Here is a 16,394-nt window from a genome sequence, read left to right as displayed (position 1 = left end):
GGAATAAGGCTCTTATGACAATGAATCTCAATAATCAGCATTTCCAGAAAGTCCAGAGGGGCATAAGGCCAAAATTTGGCCGAATCGAAATCTTCGGCTGATATGATTTACGGGACACGCTCAAAAGATACAAGAACGATAATAAGATCAGAATGTTATTTTATGAATTTCTACGAAACAAGCTAGGGGGATGAGGTGATTTGGGGGATGTCCATGAAATTATTTTTTTCTGCATTTGTGATATATGGAAACTATGCCCCGCAAACATGACGAGCGCAAGATACGCCCTGTTTGCCACGGTTACGGAACCGTGCCGGGAAATTTCGTAAAAGGCGTAGGTTGAGGTTGGCTATTAATCGCCTCAGGGACACCTGACGCTGCAGTTGGAAAGGCCCTTGGCCCTGCGGATAAAATTGTTGTTGTCAAAGGTCAGAAAAGGGGAGTGAAATTTGAAATTTGACGCAAAGGGGGGACATCCTATCTTACCCCTGTCAAGCTAAATAATTTCTTTTTAAAAAACAGCTAGTTGAATATTTAGATGGCTATAAAGCACAGGTTCCCTGTTAGGGCTTTAGCAGCTCCTGCAAAAGGTCCGGCGGAACTCTCACCTATGCGGAATTGCGCGACGTTATTGACTAGCTTGACCTACTATTTCGTTTTCCTTGTAATTGTCTTGGAAATGGCAGACGCAGAGACCCCGAAAGCCTATTGTGGTTTGGCTGGTTTGGGTTTAACGCAGGCAGTGCCCTTGCAGCCGATGGAACCGCTGCATTGGCCTTCTTTAATACGCAGGTGGCAACAGGAGCGGCCGCCCTCTCATGGATCATTGCTGAATGGATACTCCAGGAAAAGCCCACAACCCTTGGGGCCGCCTCCGGTGCAGTGGCAGGATTGGTTGCCATTACCCCTGCTGCAGGGTTTGTAAGCCCGGTATCGGCCGTAATTATCGGCCTCGTAGCCGGTGTGCTGTGTTATCTGGCTGTGCCGGCAAAATCCAGGCTTGGTTACGATGACGCACTTGACGTGGCAGGAATACATGGTATTGGAGGAATATGGGGTGCATTGGCCACAGGACTCTTCGCCTCAATTGCCGTGAATCCTGGCGGTGCGAACGGTCTGTTCTTTGGAAATCCTCACCAGTTTGTGATCCAGGCAACAGGGGTTGGAGCAACCATGGCATATTCGTTTATCGGCAGTCTAATAATTCTCAAGATTATTGATGTGACAGTAGGCCTTAGGGTAACCACAGAAGAAGAGGTCCAGGGCCTGGATCTCACACAGCACAGTGAAATCGGGTATTCTCTATAAATAAGCCCTCAGGACGACAGAAAATGCATGGCATATTATGTTCGTCCCTATGTACCTGATTACAGACCTCGTTAAATGGTTCAGTAGTTGATTAGTTCAGTGGTTATTATTATTTGAATTTATATGGTTTGCATAAAAATTGGACACTTGATGTGGTTGAAGCTCTAATATGCTGATTTAACATATTTATTTTCCGACTCAACGACTCAACTATTTGACGATCTCTTGATTAAGGAGGAATCCATGAAGAAAATCGAGGCAATTATAAAGCCCTTCAAGTTGGACGACGTAAAGGAGGCCCTGAACGAGATCGGCATCAGGGGAATGACGATTTCCGAGGTCAAGGGTTATGGTCGCCAGAAAGGACACAAGGAGATCTATAGAGGTGCGGAGTACGTGATAGATTTCATCCCCAAGGTCAAGCTCGAGATAATCGTGGATGCGGCTCAGGCGGACCAGGTGGTGGCGACGATCAGAGAGTCTGCCCATACTGGTAAACTTGGAGACGGCAAGATATTCGTGCTTCCACTGGAAGAAGTCGTAAGAGTCAGGACCGGTGAACGTGGCAAGGATGCTATTTAACCTTAATATGCTGATTGTCCATGACCTAATCAGGACAAGCCGGAACAGTGCCTTAAATGAACTAAAGTTTGAAGTGCCTAAAGTTAAGGTATCGCTTCGCTCTATCTGTTTATATTAACCGCGCTGAAAGCGCGCACCATAACTTTAGGCACTTCAAACTCAAATAACTATACAAAAGGAGAGATATCTTATGACACCAAAACAGGTATTGGGCATGGTTAAAGAGAAGGGTATCAGGGTAGTTGACCTTCGCTTCCTTGACTTTCTCGGATTGTGGCAGCACTTCACGGTGCCTGTAAGCGAGCTGGATGAGACCAGCTTTGAAGACGGCTTCGGCTTTGACGGCTCGAGCATCCGCGGATGGCAGCCGATTCATGCAAGCGACATGCTCGTCGTCCCTGATTCCACCACTGCCCGGTTAGATCCGTTCCTGGCAGAGCCTACATTGGCCGTGATCGGGGATATCGTAGACCCTGTGACCCGGGAGCCGTATTCCAGGGACCCCAGGAACATAGCCAAAAAGGCCGAGGCGTATCTCAGGGGCACGGGCATTGGCGACACTGCATACTTCGGGCCTGAGGCCGAATTCTTCATTTTTGACGATGTTCGCTACGACAATGTCAGCAACGGCTGCTTCTACGAGGTGGATTCAATAGAAGGCACCTGGAACACGGGCCGGGACGAATGCCCCAACCTGGGATACAAGCCCCGCCATAAAGAGGGTTACTTCCCTGTTCCTCCAATGGACAAGTTTCAGGATCTGAGGACCGAGATGCTGCTTACACTGGAGCAGGTCGGCATTGAAGCCGAATGCCAGCACCATGAGGTAGCCACTGCAGGACAGGCGGAAATCGATATGCGATTCAAACCTTTGCTCCAGATGGGTGATCAGCTCATGTGGTTCAAGTATGTGCTCAAGAATGTTGCCTACCGCCACGGCCGTACTGTCACCTTTATGCCCAAGCCGCTCTATGGTGATAACGGCACAGGCATGCATACCCATATCAGCATATGGAAGGACGGCCGGCCCACCTTTGCAGGCGACAAGTATGCCGGGGTTTCTGACATCGCCATGTACGCTATAGGCGGCATTCTTAAGCACTGCCGTGCCCTGTGCGCCTTTACCAATCCCTCAACCAATTCCTACAAGCGCCTTGTGCCTGGTTTTGAGGCCCCGGTTAACCTGGCCTATTCAAGCCGCAACAGGAGCGCCGCAGTCCGTATCCCCATGTACTCAGATTCTCCCAAGGCCAAGAGGATCGAATTCAGGACCCCGGACCCTTCCTGCAACGGCTACCTGGCCTTCTCTGCGATGCTGATGGCGGTCCTTGACGGCATTGAAAACAGAATAGATCCTGGTGAGCCCCTGGACAAGAACATTTATGGCCTGCCCCCTGAGGAACTGGCCGATATCCCCTCAGCCCCGGGTTCTCTGGATAAGGCCCTGGCAGCACTCAAGGAAGACCAGGAATTCCTGTTAAAGGGCGGTGTCTTCACCCAGGACGTCATTGACATGTGGATCGACTACAAGACGGAAAAAGAGGTTAACACGGTCAAGCTGCGTCCCCATCCGTATGAGTTCTTCTTGTACTTCGATATTTAATCATAATATGCGATATACAATTCTGAGGGCCATAGCTCTTTAAGGGATGTGTGGCCTTCACCGTGAAGAGGCTTTTCTGAACGTGCTTTGAAATTTGGTAATCGCGGTTTTCATTTCTGCAAGAAAATTCTCTTCCGTAGGGCATGATTCACACTGGTAGTTATTTGGACAGGAAACCAGGGAGCGACTACCCATTTTCATGCGACGCAGCCGCGGGTTCTTTTCATCAGGCACCATTTCAATACAGCCTGTGGGGCAAATGTAGCTGCAGGCACCGCAGCCTATACATATATCCGATGCTACTTTAAAGGGAGTGGCCACCTCGCGATCGATGCCCCTATTAGCAAGCCCTATTGCACCAACTCCGACGACCTCCTCGCAGAAGCGGACGCAGAGACCGCACAGGATGCACTCGTTTGCTTCCCTCTTCTTGAACATGGGGGACTCGATGCCCATCTGTTTCGCCATGGTCCGGATCATCGGGACTTCAGGACACCTGGCAAGCAACAGTTCCAAAATCATCCTTCTGATCTGCCTGACCCTTGGAGTATCGGTAAAGACCTCCATGCCTCCTTCTGCGGGAAAATTACAGGATGTCACCAGACGTCGCTGCTTATTATGAACGACTTCAACCATACAGAGGCGACAGGATCCGTATGGCTTGAGGGCTTCGTGATAGCAGAGTGTGGGAATAAAGACACCGGCCTTCCTGGCCGCATTGATGATCGGCGTCCCCCGGTCGATCTCGACCCTCAGCCCGTCAACTATAATAGGTACTTTCACTACTTGCTCTCCTGAGCTGCCTGCAAAATCCTGAGTTTTGCAAGCGTCTCTCCAGATTGCCTACCTGACTCGAACCGCCTCCAGCTTGCACAGGCTGTAACAGATACCGCACTTGATACACTTCTGGGGGTCTATCATGTGCGGCTTCTTTTTCCTGCCCGTGATGGCCCCTTCCGGGCATTTTACTTTACAGAGAGTGCAACCGTTGCACAGTTCTTCGTCGATATAATATTCAAACAGGTTCTTACATACACCCGCACGGCATTTCTTGTCGTATATATGCGCCTCATATTCATCACGGAAATAGCGGATAGTGCTCAACACCGGGTTTGAGGCGGTCCCGCCAAGCCCGCACAGGGATGTCGTTGTCATGAAACGGCCCAGTTCGGTCAGTGTCTCAATGTCTCCATGTTCTCCACGGCCCTCGCAGATATTTGTCAGGATGTGATGCATCTGCTTCAGCCCTTCCCTGCAGGGTATGCACTTTCCGCAAGACTCGAAAAGCAGGAACTGTATGAAATACCTGGCAAGATCCACCATGCATGACGATTCATCCATTACTATCATGCCGCCGGACCCCATGATGGCGCCGGCCTCTCTCAGGCTGTCATAATCAACCGGCATATCTATCCTGCTGATGGGAATACAGCCCCCGGATGGCCCCCCTGTCTGGACCGCCTTGAAACGCTTGCCCTTTCTGATCCCGCCTCCTATGCCAAAAATGATCTCTCGAAGCGTGGTCCCCATCTCCACTTCGACCAGACCCGTATTCTTTACCTTGCCGACAAGTGAGAATATCTTTGTTCCCTTGCTGTTGTCCGTTCCGATACTGGAATACCAGTCAGCGCCTTTTGAAAATATCTTGGTTATATTGCCAAAGGTCTCCACATTGTTCAGGACCGTTGGCTTGCCCCATAATCCTTCAATGGCAGGGTATGGAGGCCTGGATCTCGGCGTGCCGCTTCTGCCTTCAATTGAAATCATGAGAGCGGTCTCTTCACCACATACAAAGGCACCGGCGCCTCTGTCTATCTTTATGGTGAAATCAAGGCCTGTGCCCAGGATATCCTTGCCGAGGAGGCCACACTCCTCCGCCTGTTGAATGGCGATAGACAAGTGTTCGATTGCTATGGGATATTCCTGCCTTACATAGATAAATCCATGACGCGCCCCGATTGCAAAGGCGCCTATAATCATCCCCTCAATAATGCTGTGAGGGTCTCCTTCCATGAGGCTGCGATCCATAAAGGCGCCCGGATCACCTTCATCGCCATTGGCAATTATGTATTTGATGTTACCTGGAGCAGCGCTGCAGAGCCTCCATTTTATCCCGGCCGGAAATCCGCCTCCGCCCCGTCCCCTCAGCCCGGAGGCCACAACCATCTCTACAACTTCTGCCGGGGTCATGGTGGTTAAGGCCTTACCGAGGGCGGAATATCCGCCACCGGCAATATAGTCCTCAATATCAGTCGGATCGATCCTGCCGCAATTAAAGGAAATACTCTTTTTTTGTTTTTTGTAAAAGGGAATATCTTTTTCACACTTGATAAATTTTTTGGTGTCCGGATCCTTCCACAACAATCGCTCTACAACACCACCATTTAAAATGGTCTCGGAAACGATATCCCCGGTATCTTCGGGTTTTACGCGGCAATAGAAGATATTCTCCGGCTCAATAACCACGATCGGGCCCATTTCACAAAAACCATGGCAGCCTGTCTTCTTTATTTCCACCTTATCCTGAAGGCCCTGCTCTCTGACCTCGTTCTCAAAGGCCTCGATAACCTTCGCAGACTTCCTTGCCCGGCAACCAGTGTTGCAGATTCGAATTAAAATCTTTCCGGGATCTCCCTTCTGAAGAAGAGATCCCCTTAACCTCTCCAAGTCTGCTGTGGTCCTAATCTGCTGCAACCTCTTGCCTCTCATCTTTTGAGCTATAAATAGCCAGGATTTTATCTATTTTCCCGGGAATCACCGCGTCGTGATAATCTTCATCCACCTGCACCACAGGCGCGAGAGCACAGGTCCCCAGACAGTTGACTGTCTCGAGAGAGAACGTGCGGTCCTCTGTCGTCTCTCCTTCCCTGACATGCAGAGTCCTCTTAATCTGCTCCAGATTCTGCATTGCTCCGGCAAGATGGCATGCCGTTCCGCAGCAGACCTTGATTATGTGACGCCCTCTTGGCACCAGGCTGAAGGCCTTGTAAAAGGTGGCGATATCAAAGATCCTGGTAAGGCTCAGTTCAAGCTTTTCGGAAATATAGCGAAGGATCTCCTCAGGCAGATAGTTCTCAATATCCTGCACATCCTGCATGATGCCGATTATTTCAGAATGCCTGTATTCATGCTTTTTTAATATGCTATCAACTTTCTTAAGATCCATGGTCAGCCCTTACTTATTGTATACTTCCGCCAGCAGGGCATTGTATGTGTATCCATCAGGCCCTCTTTTACCTTTTGAAACATTGTCCTGCGGCACAAATCCTGTAAAAAATCATTTACAGGCTCCAGCCCTTTCAGAAAGTCCTGGCTTACAAATCCCTCGGCCAGAGCCAATTTACGTAGCTCAGTGGCTACCCTGCTGAATCGTATTCCCTGGGGGCAGACAAAGTAACAGGAGTTGCAGAGACAGCAGAACCAGATCAGGTCGGATGAAAGGACCTGCTCCCTCAATCCCAGGACGATCATGTGTATGATACGCCGCGGATCAAAATCGTCTATGACCTCGTGCACCGGACATACACCTGTGCATGAACCACAGGAATAGCAGGGATTAATTACCTCCAGGCCTATTTTTTCAGCTATCTCGTGTTTGAAGTTGGGATCTGCCTTATCTAAAAAGACGGTCTCCATGGAGATCTCCATTCCACATCTTGTGAGCGTTCACAGGTTCACAGGTTCAGGGTTACCCTTCTTCCGTTGACCTTGCGAGTTAGGTCTCGGGCCAACTGCCATGCTTCAATATCTTCAAACCGTTCAATTTTCATCGCTCTCTAACCTTGAACCCCTGAACTCTGAACCCGCGAACGGTTGCCACATCTTTTTCTTTCTCAGGGTCTCTACGCAGGACGCGGCTTGATCTACAGAAACGCCCAGCAGTTCCGCCAGTTCCGAAGCAGGACGTTCCCTTTCCTGTAAATACAACAGCGTCTCATACAGGGTTGTTTCATCCTGTATAGTGGTTGACAGTTTTTCTCTCGAAGGGAACTCGCCATACGTCCCGTGCTTTTTCATCTTCTTTGACTCCCTTGCAAGGGCCATCCGCACCTTTCTTCCTTCCAGAGCGATTTTGGCTGCCCTTATCTTGTGCATCAAGGTCTGGCGATCCAGACCCTCGCTGTGTCCTATGGGGCCAAGATCCCGGATACGTGCATCAAATTCCGTTATCACCTGTACGAAACGAGGGGCCTCGGCAGCAGAGACCCATTCCAGGGCGCATCTGTCCGTCTCGATTCCGAGGTTTTCCAGAATCATCTTGATAAAGGCGATTTTGTTTATGGCTTCATAATTACCGGACCGGTAATGACACTCTCCGAGGTGTCACCCGCCGACGAATATTCCGTCCGCCCCATGGAGAAATCCCTCCAGGATAAACAGAGGATCTATCCTGCCGGTGCACATCACTCTGATTACCCTGATATGAGGCGGATATTGGAACCGGGCCACGCCTGCCGCATCTGCCGCAGCATAGCAACACCAGTGGCACAAAAACCCGAGAATTCTTGGTTTACTCGCCATAATATCGTCCCTCAATTCCTCCCAAACGCCTCGATTTGGGCAAGAATCTGCTCATCTGTAAACCTCCCCATGCTGATGGCCCTGGCCGGACAATAGGAAGCACAGACCCCGCATCCCTTGCAAGCGGCAACGATGACCTCGGCTTTTTTGAGCTTGCCCTTCTTTGTCATCTTGATCGCATTGTAAGGGCAGAAATACTCACAGATACCGCAGCCGATACACTTATCCGGATCACAGGACGATACTATCGGCTCAACCCTGACATGGCCCCTTGCCAGCAGTATACCCGCTTTGGACGCCGCTGCCTTGGCCTGGGCAATAGATTCGTCGATCGGCTTAGGAAAATGCGCCATGCCGCATATGAAGATCCCGTCAATGTATGAATCCACAGGCTTCAACTGGACGTGTGACTCTAATAAAAATCCGTCTGCTGAGCGCGGCATTGCCAGTACACGCTCCAAGGTATCGTCCCGCTGTGGAACGATCGCCGTGCTTAAAGCCAGCAGATCGGCATGAATTACGACATCATTGTCAATGAGCAGGTCCTTGATGGTTATGCGCAACCTTCCATCAACTTCGGCAACTTCAGGCTTTTTGTCCCTGTCATACCGGATGAATACAACCCCCTGCTCCCTGGCCCGTGTGTAATATGCTTCATGAAATCCATATGTCCCCATATCCCGGTAAAGGACATACACATTGGCAGAAGGATTGATTTCCTTTATCTTCAGCGCGTTCTTGATTGCCATGCTGCAGCAGATACTGCTGCAATACATATGGCTGTCATCCCTGGAGCCGACACATTGAATCATTACAATCGTATCATCCCCGGTTGGAACAAAACTGCCGGAGGCCAGTCTTTCTTCCAATTCATGCTGCAATATTACGTGCCCGCTTTTCCCGTAGAGATATTCATCCGGCCTGAAGGCCATAGCACCGGTGGCCAGAATGATGGCCCCGTGTTGAAGCTCTACGGTCTTTTTTTCAGGACCCCGCCCGGATTTTACCACTGTCTGAAAATTGCCCACAAATCCATTGACACTCTCTATCTCAGCTTCCATAAAGACATGAATAAGCCCGTGGTTTCTGACCCGATCAACAATCGTTTTAAGATAGTCCTGCGGATTTTCTCCCTCCAGGGTGTAATGGATATTATGGAGATTGCCCCCCAGCTTGGCTGTTTTTTCAACCAGGTAACATTCAAGCCCCTGCCCGGCCAGTGACAGCGCGGCGGTCATACCGGCAAGTCCGCCGCCGATAACCAGGCCCCTTGGAATAACGTCTATGACCGGTTCATCCAAAGACCGGATCAACCTGGCCTTTGCAACAGCCATGCGAATCAGGTCTTTTGACTTTTGTGTGGCCTCCTCTTTTTCATGGGCATGCACCCATGAACACTGGTCGCGGATATTTACCATTTCCACGAGGCACCTGTTCAGTCCAGCCTCTCTGATGGTTTCCTGAAACAGCGGCTCATGGGTCCTGGGAGTGCATGCAGCCACAACAACCCGGTTGAGCTTTTCATTGACAACGGTTTCCTTGATCAAGACCTGTGTATCTTCAGAACATGAATAGAGGTTGTCAGTGCTGACAACCACATCGGGGAGAGTGGCAGCATACTTTTTTACATCCTCCACGTCCACTACACCTGCTATATTCTTGCCGCAATTGCACACAAACACGCCGATCCTCAAAGGCTCCTGTTTCACAGGACGTTCTTCAATAAAGGTCTTTTCAGATATGAGTGTACCGCGGGCCGGGGCAAGGAGCTCGGTCACGCACGCAGCGGTCCCGCTGGCCTGCATGACACTGTCAGGAAGGGGCATCGGTCCCCGGAATCCACCTGCAACATAGATCCCTTCTCTTGACGTAAAAAGCGGATCAAACAGCCCTGTCCGGCAAAAACCATGGTGGTTAAGTTCTACGGCTGCGGCCTTTGCCAGGGTAAAATTGCCTTCAGGGGCCTCCAGACCCATGGGGAGCACAACCAGATTAAATATGTCCTGGTGCAAGGAGCCGTCCTCAGTGACATACTTCAGGATCAGGTCTTCTGTTTGTGGATCACGTCTTACCTCGGAGACCCTGGACCGGATAAAATGTATTCCCGATTCCTTTGCACGTTCATAGAAACTCTCCAGTCCCTTGCCGTGCATCCGCATATCCATGAAAAATATCGTGATGTCCAGATCAGGCTCATGCTCCAGGGCCACAATGGCGTCTTTAACAGCATATTTGCAACACACGGACGAGCAATAACTGTTGCCTGATGCACTGCCACGGGAACCTGCACATTGAATAAAGGCGATTCTCCCGGGTTTTTCCGAATCCGAAGGTCTCAGGATTTTCCCCATATAGGGACCGGAAGCGCTTGATATGCGCTCAAATTCCAGACCTGTAACGATATTGGGAGAGTCCTTGCATCGGTAGGCCTTTATGCGGGCCGGGTCGGACTGCTTGAAGCCGGCAGACAGGATAACCGCACCGACATGGTATACGGCGACCTCCGGCTTCTGGTCAAAATCAATGGCCCCTGTCTGACAGGCACGGGTACATTGCTTACACTCCTGTCTGTTCAGGAACAGACAATAATCAGGATTAACGAAATATTTGGAAGGTATGGCTTGCGTATAAAGGATATCAATAGCCTTTTTGGGGGATAAGTACTGGTTATGGGGATCGGGCAGGGTAACCGGGCAGTATTGCGAGCAGACCCCGCAACCGGTACATTTGGCTTCATCCACATAACGGGGGCGTCGCAACACCTTGACACTGAAATTCCCGGCGGTGCCCGAGATTTCCTGAATATCGGCGTTTGTAATGATTTCTATATTAGGAGACCGACCGGCCTCTACCAGCTTGGGCGCCAGAATTCAGATGGCACAGTCGTTGGTTGGAAAGGTCTTGTCCAGGCCCGCCATGATACCGCCTATGGCTGATGACCTTTCGATCAGGTAGACATAAAACCCGGCATCAGCCAGGTCCATGGCAGCCTGGATTCCGGCGATTCCGCCTCCGACAACCATTGCAGCGCCGACCAGATCCTCCCTGGAGGCATCAATTTTCATTGGAATACTCTCTCCTAATCTTCCACCAGTTCCAGTGCACCGGTGTTGCACCAGCGCACACACGACGGGTTCGGCGGTATGCCGCAAAAATCACATTTCAAGGGAATACCGGTCTCGGCCTCTATGAAATAGGGTTTCTGCGGACACGATGCCCTGCACAAAGCGCACATGTCATAGGTCTGGTCACCTATTACTATGGTCTGTTTTGACGTACAGGCAGCATCTACAAAAGGACCTGCTATCACAGGAAAATACTGATCCCCTTCTTTCATCACCCGTATGCGGGCGCGCCTTGGATTCACGGTATTTGCTACATGATTCAGGGAGCACGCGGTCTCACAATGCCTGCAGCCGGTGCACTTGGTATGATCAATTTTTATCCTCGGCATTACTCATCCTCCAGTTCCAATGCCTTCAGGGTCTCCGGCGGGGGCTCGCCTTTCTCGTTCCACCCTCTAAGATGATAATATTCCGGAATCATTTCGCTTATCCGGCTGATCTGTCCTTCAGCAGGCCCGTCGGAAATGGGTTCTTTGGTGAACCTGTCAGGGAGGGTATCGTGTGAGCTGTTGAATCCTGCGCTCAGATTAAACAGCCTTTCCAGGTTCCATATCCTCTCCCCGATAAGGAGCAGATCCTCTGCCTTGTAACTTGTTCCAAGACAACTGTTTACAAGTGGGACATAATTATTTAATTTCAGTCCCTTCAAAAGCTTGCTGCACAGGCCCAGGGAATCCATGACGGCAGTCGTGTCCTGATGCAGTTTGACCAATGCCGGCTTTCCCTCAATTTCCCACGGATCTGAGTTCTCGTGTACGTTGAGCAGCTCATCAATATAGGTATAGGCGTATAGGTAATGAGGTCCATAGTTGCTCGTGGCAAAATGGAGTCCCATTCCCTGAATGGCGCGAGGATCAAACGGTGCCAGAGAAAGGCCCTTTACGCCCATAAAAAGATCCGGCCTCCCGGATGATTCGGCCAGGGCCTTCCCGCCCTGTCCCAGGCGTCTGGCATACCCTTTTTTCGTGGCGATCAAGCGAAGCGCCTGTATCAGCGTCTCGGCATTACCAAACCCGAGATCAATCTTGAGTTCCTCCGGTGAAAGCACCTTCTTTTCCACCAATTCCATGGCAGTGGCAAGGGCTCCTCCTGTTGCGACCGGATCGAGGCCCATTTCAGCACACAGCATGCTCGCCATACCGATTGCCGGGAGATCGCTGATCCCGCAGTTTACCCCGAGGGCACCGATTGCCAGATAGCTGGGCACCATACCCTTTCCTCGATACATAGGGTGCTTGACAACTGATTTCTTAATACATGCAACAGGACACGCAAAACACCCGCGACTTTTCAGGATAAAAGCGCTGTTTAACGCCTCTGTACCTATGTTTTTCAACGAAAGGGCCGCCCAGCGGAAATTGTTTTGGGGCAGCATCCCCTTTTGATAACTCAAGCCCACCAGAAAAGCGGTTCCCCACTGGGACATGGATTGAGAGACAAAAGGTGCGCTATTCAGCTTGTTGATCAGGGTATTGACTACCTTCACAAACCGACTGCCGTCTGCCACGTACAGGGAATGCCGGCCTTTCACGGCTACGGCCTTGAGATTCTTGGATCCCATAACCGCGCCTGTACCGGCTCCTCCTGCAGAGAGAAAACGGTCGTTAACAACATTGGCCAATGGGAGTAACCGTTCGCCTGCAGGGCCGATCGATATCAGAAATGTCTCCCGCGCGATCCATTGATCACCAAGGTTCTTTTTAAACAGGTCTTCAGTCTCGGCAGTAGAACGTCCCCAGTATTCCAGAGCAGGAAGTATTCTGACTTTGTCGTCAATAATTGAGAGAATGACCGGAGTTTCTGCCTTGCCCTCTATAATGACCATGTCGAATCCGGCGAACTTGAGCTCAGCGCCGAAATGCCCGCGGATCTTGGCGCAGGCCAGGGTCCCGGTTAATGAAGACCTGGTTATGACATTGCAGGATGCCCCTGTTATGGCCCCTGTTCCGACCAGTGGACCCGAGGAAAAAATGAGCTTGTTGTCCGGAGAAAGAGGGTCTGTCCGAGGATCGACCTCATCTGTAAAGACCTTTACTCCGAGACCGCGTCCGCCCAAAAATTTCTTAAGGAGTCTCGGATCGATCTCCTCTATACTATGTTTTCCCTTGGTCAGATTCACCCTCAGACAACGACCGATACATCCATCCATTTCCTATTCTCCCGGCTTTGCCATTGTATGAGACCGCCAAGCGCCCACAAGCAGGCATGGTTGACCGCAGGGACTCTGTTTGCCTCCTTATAAGCGCTAAGTTGTTTTGAAAGATGAACGTCGAACATCGAACGTCCAACATCCAACATCGAATGAAAAACAAATATCCAATACCGAATATTTACACATTTTTTAGTAAGCCCATCCGGTGAAAATAACTTGGCGCTTATGCCCCTCATGCCTGCTTTTCTGTACACTTATACATTATGCCTCGCCCTTGAGCCACTCTACGGTCTTGTCTTTCAGTGCTTCATCACGAGAAAATGTGATGCACACTGTCCGGCAACAACCACAGCCGATGCACTTGTCAGTATCTACATAAATAGAGCCTTGCTGATCAATTATTGCACCTAGCGCGCATACCGGCAACGCAAAGCAGGATGCGCAGTTATGCTTACATATCGAATTAATCATGATTTATTGACCCCCTTTAACAAGTATGATCATGCATATCAATCGTGTAAATTACGAATGGATACTATCCCAGAATCTTGTCTACCTCTTCTGCATCTGCGTCCATGACATGGGAAATCCCGGAAACTTCCGCAGATTCTTTGGTCAGGGCCATCAGATCGTTACGGTCAATATACTGGACGGCGAATTTCCTTGCCCCTGCCATAAGCTGCTGAAGGCCCTGTTTCAACCTGTCGATGTAAGAATACATGCCGATGGCCCCGGCAGGGAGCTTGCCAAAATCTTTCCCGAAGCGCTCCTTTAATTGGGCGCCAACTGCAAAGAGACGCATATAGCCGTCTTCGATATCCTCCCCTTCCAGTTCCATTTTTTCAGCCATCAGTTTCCCATGAGTCTTGCCTACCATGGCGGCAGTGAAAATGGCCCGGCCAAGGCAGATGGCCTTTACATAGGGTGCCCCAAGGGCAATGGCCTTAAAGATATGGTCTTCCAGGGACAGGCCGCCGGCAATGGCGATCGGCGGGATATAGGCCCCTTTGGAAGCCAACCGTTGGCACATCTGATAGGCCAGGCATTCCAGTTGTACTGTCGGGATGCCCCATTCATTCATCATGCGCCAGGGGCTCATGCCGGTTCCACCTCCTGCCCCGTCTATGGTAAGGAGATCGATCTTTGCATCCGAGGAATATTTTATGGCCCTGGCCAGGTCGGCAGGACGATATGCACCTGTCTTGAGAGTCACATATTTTGCGCCTACTGAACGCAGGTGATTAACCGAATTGTGAAAGGCCTCTTCTTCCACCATGCCGAGGCGTGAGTGACGTTCAAACTCTGTGATGCCACCTGCCCTGAAGGCTTCCTGCACAGCCGGATTGGTCGGATCCGGCAACACGATATAACCCCTGTTTTTGAGTTCCGTGGCCCTCTCGATCGAATGCAGCTTGACCTCGCCCCCGATATCCTTGGCGCCCTGGCCCCATTTAAGCTCAAAAATCTCAATTCCCAATTTTTCAATTACATATTCAGGCACGCCCAATCTGGTATCTTCCACATTCGCCTGAATAATGATGCCTCCGGTACCGTCATACCACTGATTGAAGGCATTGATGCGGCGTTCCATCTCCGGCGACCTGGAAATCTTTCCATTTTGGAATTCCGCCTTCGAATCCATACCGCAGATATTTTCGCCAGCTACGACTATTACCCCGGATATGGCCGCACCTATGGCCACGTCTTCCCAATTAATGCGGGCAATATCAGTTGACCCCACCGCGCCGGTAAAGACAGGGAAGTTCAGCTTGATACTGCCATCAGCGCCGACAGCCGTAGTAGTATCTACGGCCGGAAATGTGGCTTTATCCGAATCGGCTTCAATGCCGACCGCACCTACGGCCGTCCCCTGAATGTTGAAATGGGAGAAATCTACAGGGTAATCCTTTTCAGAACCAGCCGTGATCGTACCAAAGGGTGTCGGGTAGATGACTTCCCTTCCTTTAAGGGCGGACCTGCCTATCTCGCAAGGCCCCTCGCAACCGTCAACACAGGTCACGCAGATCCCTGATATGGGAGCCGGTGTCATACGTGTTGTTGTCAGCGTGGCAGCACTGTAATTGGGTTTGCTAAATGACATAACAGAAAATCCTCCTAATTTAGAAATTGACTGTAGAGTTTAAGCAGAACTGTAGTTTCCGCTGCAAAAAAAACGTCCGCCACCCATAAGGGAGGCGGACGCCTTTGTCAGCCATGTGCTTTAAAACGGCTTCCTACGCCTTTGTACGAAACCTTACAAATCTGTAACAACCGGGACATATTTAAGGCTACTAATCCATCTTGTCAAGACCTTTCTACTCCAGTTCCTCCGAAAGCAGAACTGCCTCTGCCACATGCCGCATGGATTTGCGGGAGTCCATGCTCCGTTTTTGAATCCAGCGAAAAGCCTCATCCCCGTCCATTTTGCGTCTGCGCATAAGGATTTCCTTAGCCCGCTCCACCAGCTTTCGGGTCTCCAGTTCCTCCCTGATCACCTTGGTTTTCACCATGAGCTCTGTGTTGAGAATTGCGACCGCCGCCTGATTGGCGACTGCTGTAATGAGGTTTACCTCTGTTTCTGAAAATTCATAGGGTTCTGCTGTAAAGCAGTTGAGCACCCCGATTACCTTTTCATCCTTTACCTGAAGCGGCACGCTGACCATGGATACCAGGCCAAGCTTTTTGGCCATCTCCTTTTCCTTGAACCTGGGATCTGTTGACACGTCTCTGATAATAAGTGGTTGGTTGTGGGTAGCCACAAAACCGACCACTCCTTCGTCCATGGTCAAAGATCTGTCCTTCAGATAATCCGGGGCTATGGCCTGCGTCGCTTTCAGCCGGATCTTTTTCGGATCGACACTTTCGTCTATGAGCCACAACGAACAGATCTCAACACCTGTTACCTTTGCCGTTACCATTACGATCAGCTTCAGAATATCTTCAAGATACTGGGCTGAGGTAATGGCACGGCTGATATCCGTGAGCGCTTTTATATATTTGTCATAGGTTTCAGGTTTGTTTTCTTCCATTTGTTATGCCGCTTTTTAGAAATATCTCAACATAAAGGATAATATCCTGCAGGTCGTTCTTCTCATCGTAATAT

The 16,394-nt window shown here is 50.4% G+C and carries 13 protein-coding genes and 1 pseudogene; 3 read left to right on the top strand and 11 right to left on the bottom strand.

Going from position 1 to position 16,394, the window contains the following annotated elements; genetic code table 11:
* Positions 1–708: 708 nt before the first annotated feature.
* The 3 genes from C4B57_08960 (at position 709) to glnA (ending at position 3,493) form a co-directional block, all read left to right on the top strand.
* Positions 709–1,308, top strand: a complete 600-nt coding sequence (locus tag C4B57_08960; GenBank protein PXF53820.1) for a hypothetical protein — start codon at positions 709–711, stop codon at positions 1,306–1,308.
* A gap of 243 nt (positions 1,309–1,551) precedes the next feature.
* Entirely contained in the window at positions 1,552–1,890 is a 339-nt protein-coding gene (locus C4B57_08955) for a transcriptional regulator (protein ID PXF53819.1), read from the top strand.
* A gap of 190 nt (positions 1,891–2,080) precedes the next feature.
* Positions 2,081–3,493: a type I glutamate--ammonia ligase gene (gene glnA / locus C4B57_08950; GenBank protein ID PXF53818.1), complete on the top strand. Its 1,413-nt coding sequence runs from the start codon at positions 2,081–2,083 to the stop codon at positions 3,491–3,493.
* Between the two features lie 57 nt (positions 3,494–3,550).
* On the opposite strand, the gene C4B57_08945 is transcribed toward glnA, so the two are convergent.
* The 11 genes and pseudogenes from C4B57_08945 to C4B57_08895 all read right to left on the bottom strand — a co-directional run bounded on the left by C4B57_08945 (position 3,551) and on the right by C4B57_08895 (position 16,320).
* Entirely contained in the window at positions 3,551–4,276 is a 726-nt protein-coding gene (locus tag C4B57_08945; GenBank protein ID PXF53817.1) for a (2Fe-2S)-binding protein, read from the bottom strand.
* 60 nt (positions 4,277–4,336) lie between these two features.
* Positions 4,337–6,202 (bottom strand): NADH-quinone oxidoreductase subunit F, encoded by a 1,866-nt coding sequence (locus C4B57_08940; protein ID PXF53816.1) that lies wholly within the window; start codon positions 6,200–6,202, stop codon positions 4,337–4,339.
* Positions 6,174–6,659, bottom strand: a complete 486-nt coding sequence (locus tag C4B57_08935; GenBank protein PXF53815.1) for an NAD(P)H-dependent oxidoreductase subunit E — start codon at positions 6,657–6,659, stop codon at positions 6,174–6,176. Before C4B57_08935 ends, C4B57_08940 begins: the two co-directional genes overlap by 29 nt.
* A gap of 2 nt (positions 6,660–6,661) precedes the next feature.
* A complete protein-coding gene (locus tag C4B57_08930) occupies positions 6,662–7,141 on the bottom strand; it encodes a hypothetical protein (protein PXF53814.1) in 480 nt (159 codons plus the stop codon).
* Between the two features lie 111 nt (positions 7,142–7,252).
* A pseudogene (locus tag C4B57_08925) lies at positions 7,253–8,014 on the bottom strand (hydrogenase iron-sulfur subunit).
* Positions 8,015–8,025: 11 nt separating this feature from the next.
* On the bottom strand, positions 8,026–10,836 hold the full coding sequence (locus C4B57_08920) for a pyridine nucleotide-disulfide oxidoreductase (protein PXF53813.1): 2,811 nt from the start codon (positions 10,834–10,836) through the stop codon (positions 8,026–8,028).
* 48 nt (positions 10,837–10,884) lie between these two features.
* Entirely contained in the window at positions 10,885–11,079 is a 195-nt protein-coding gene (locus C4B57_08915) for a heterodisulfide reductase (protein PXF53812.1), read from the bottom strand.
* Between the two features lie 14 nt (positions 11,080–11,093).
* Positions 11,094–11,468: a hypothetical protein gene (locus C4B57_08910; protein ID PXF53811.1), complete on the bottom strand. Its 375-nt coding sequence runs from the start codon at positions 11,466–11,468 to the stop codon at positions 11,094–11,096.
* Positions 11,468–13,288, bottom strand: coding sequence for an aldehyde ferredoxin oxidoreductase (locus tag C4B57_08905; protein PXF53810.1), 1,821 nt, complete (start codon positions 13,286–13,288; stop codon positions 11,468–11,470). The genes C4B57_08910 and C4B57_08905 overlap by 1 nt, the downstream gene beginning before the upstream one ends.
* Positions 13,289–13,826: 538 nt before the next feature.
* The gene (locus tag C4B57_08900; protein PXF53809.1) at positions 13,827–15,392 is read right to left on the bottom strand and encodes an FMN-binding glutamate synthase family protein; all 1,566 of its coding nucleotides are present in this window, start codon (positions 15,390–15,392) and stop codon (positions 13,827–13,829) included.
* A gap of 214 nt (positions 15,393–15,606) precedes the next feature.
* On the bottom strand, positions 15,607–16,320 hold the full coding sequence (locus C4B57_08895) for a histidine kinase (protein ID PXF53808.1): 714 nt from the start codon (positions 16,318–16,320) through the stop codon (positions 15,607–15,609).
* Positions 16,321–16,394 lie beyond the last annotated feature (74 nt).

This window comes from Deltaproteobacteria bacterium (assembly GCA_003194485.1).
GTDB lineage: Bacteria > Desulfobacterota > Dissulfuribacteria > Dissulfuribacterales > UBA3076 > UBA3076.
This window is presented reverse-complemented; position numbering and strand designations above follow the sequence as displayed.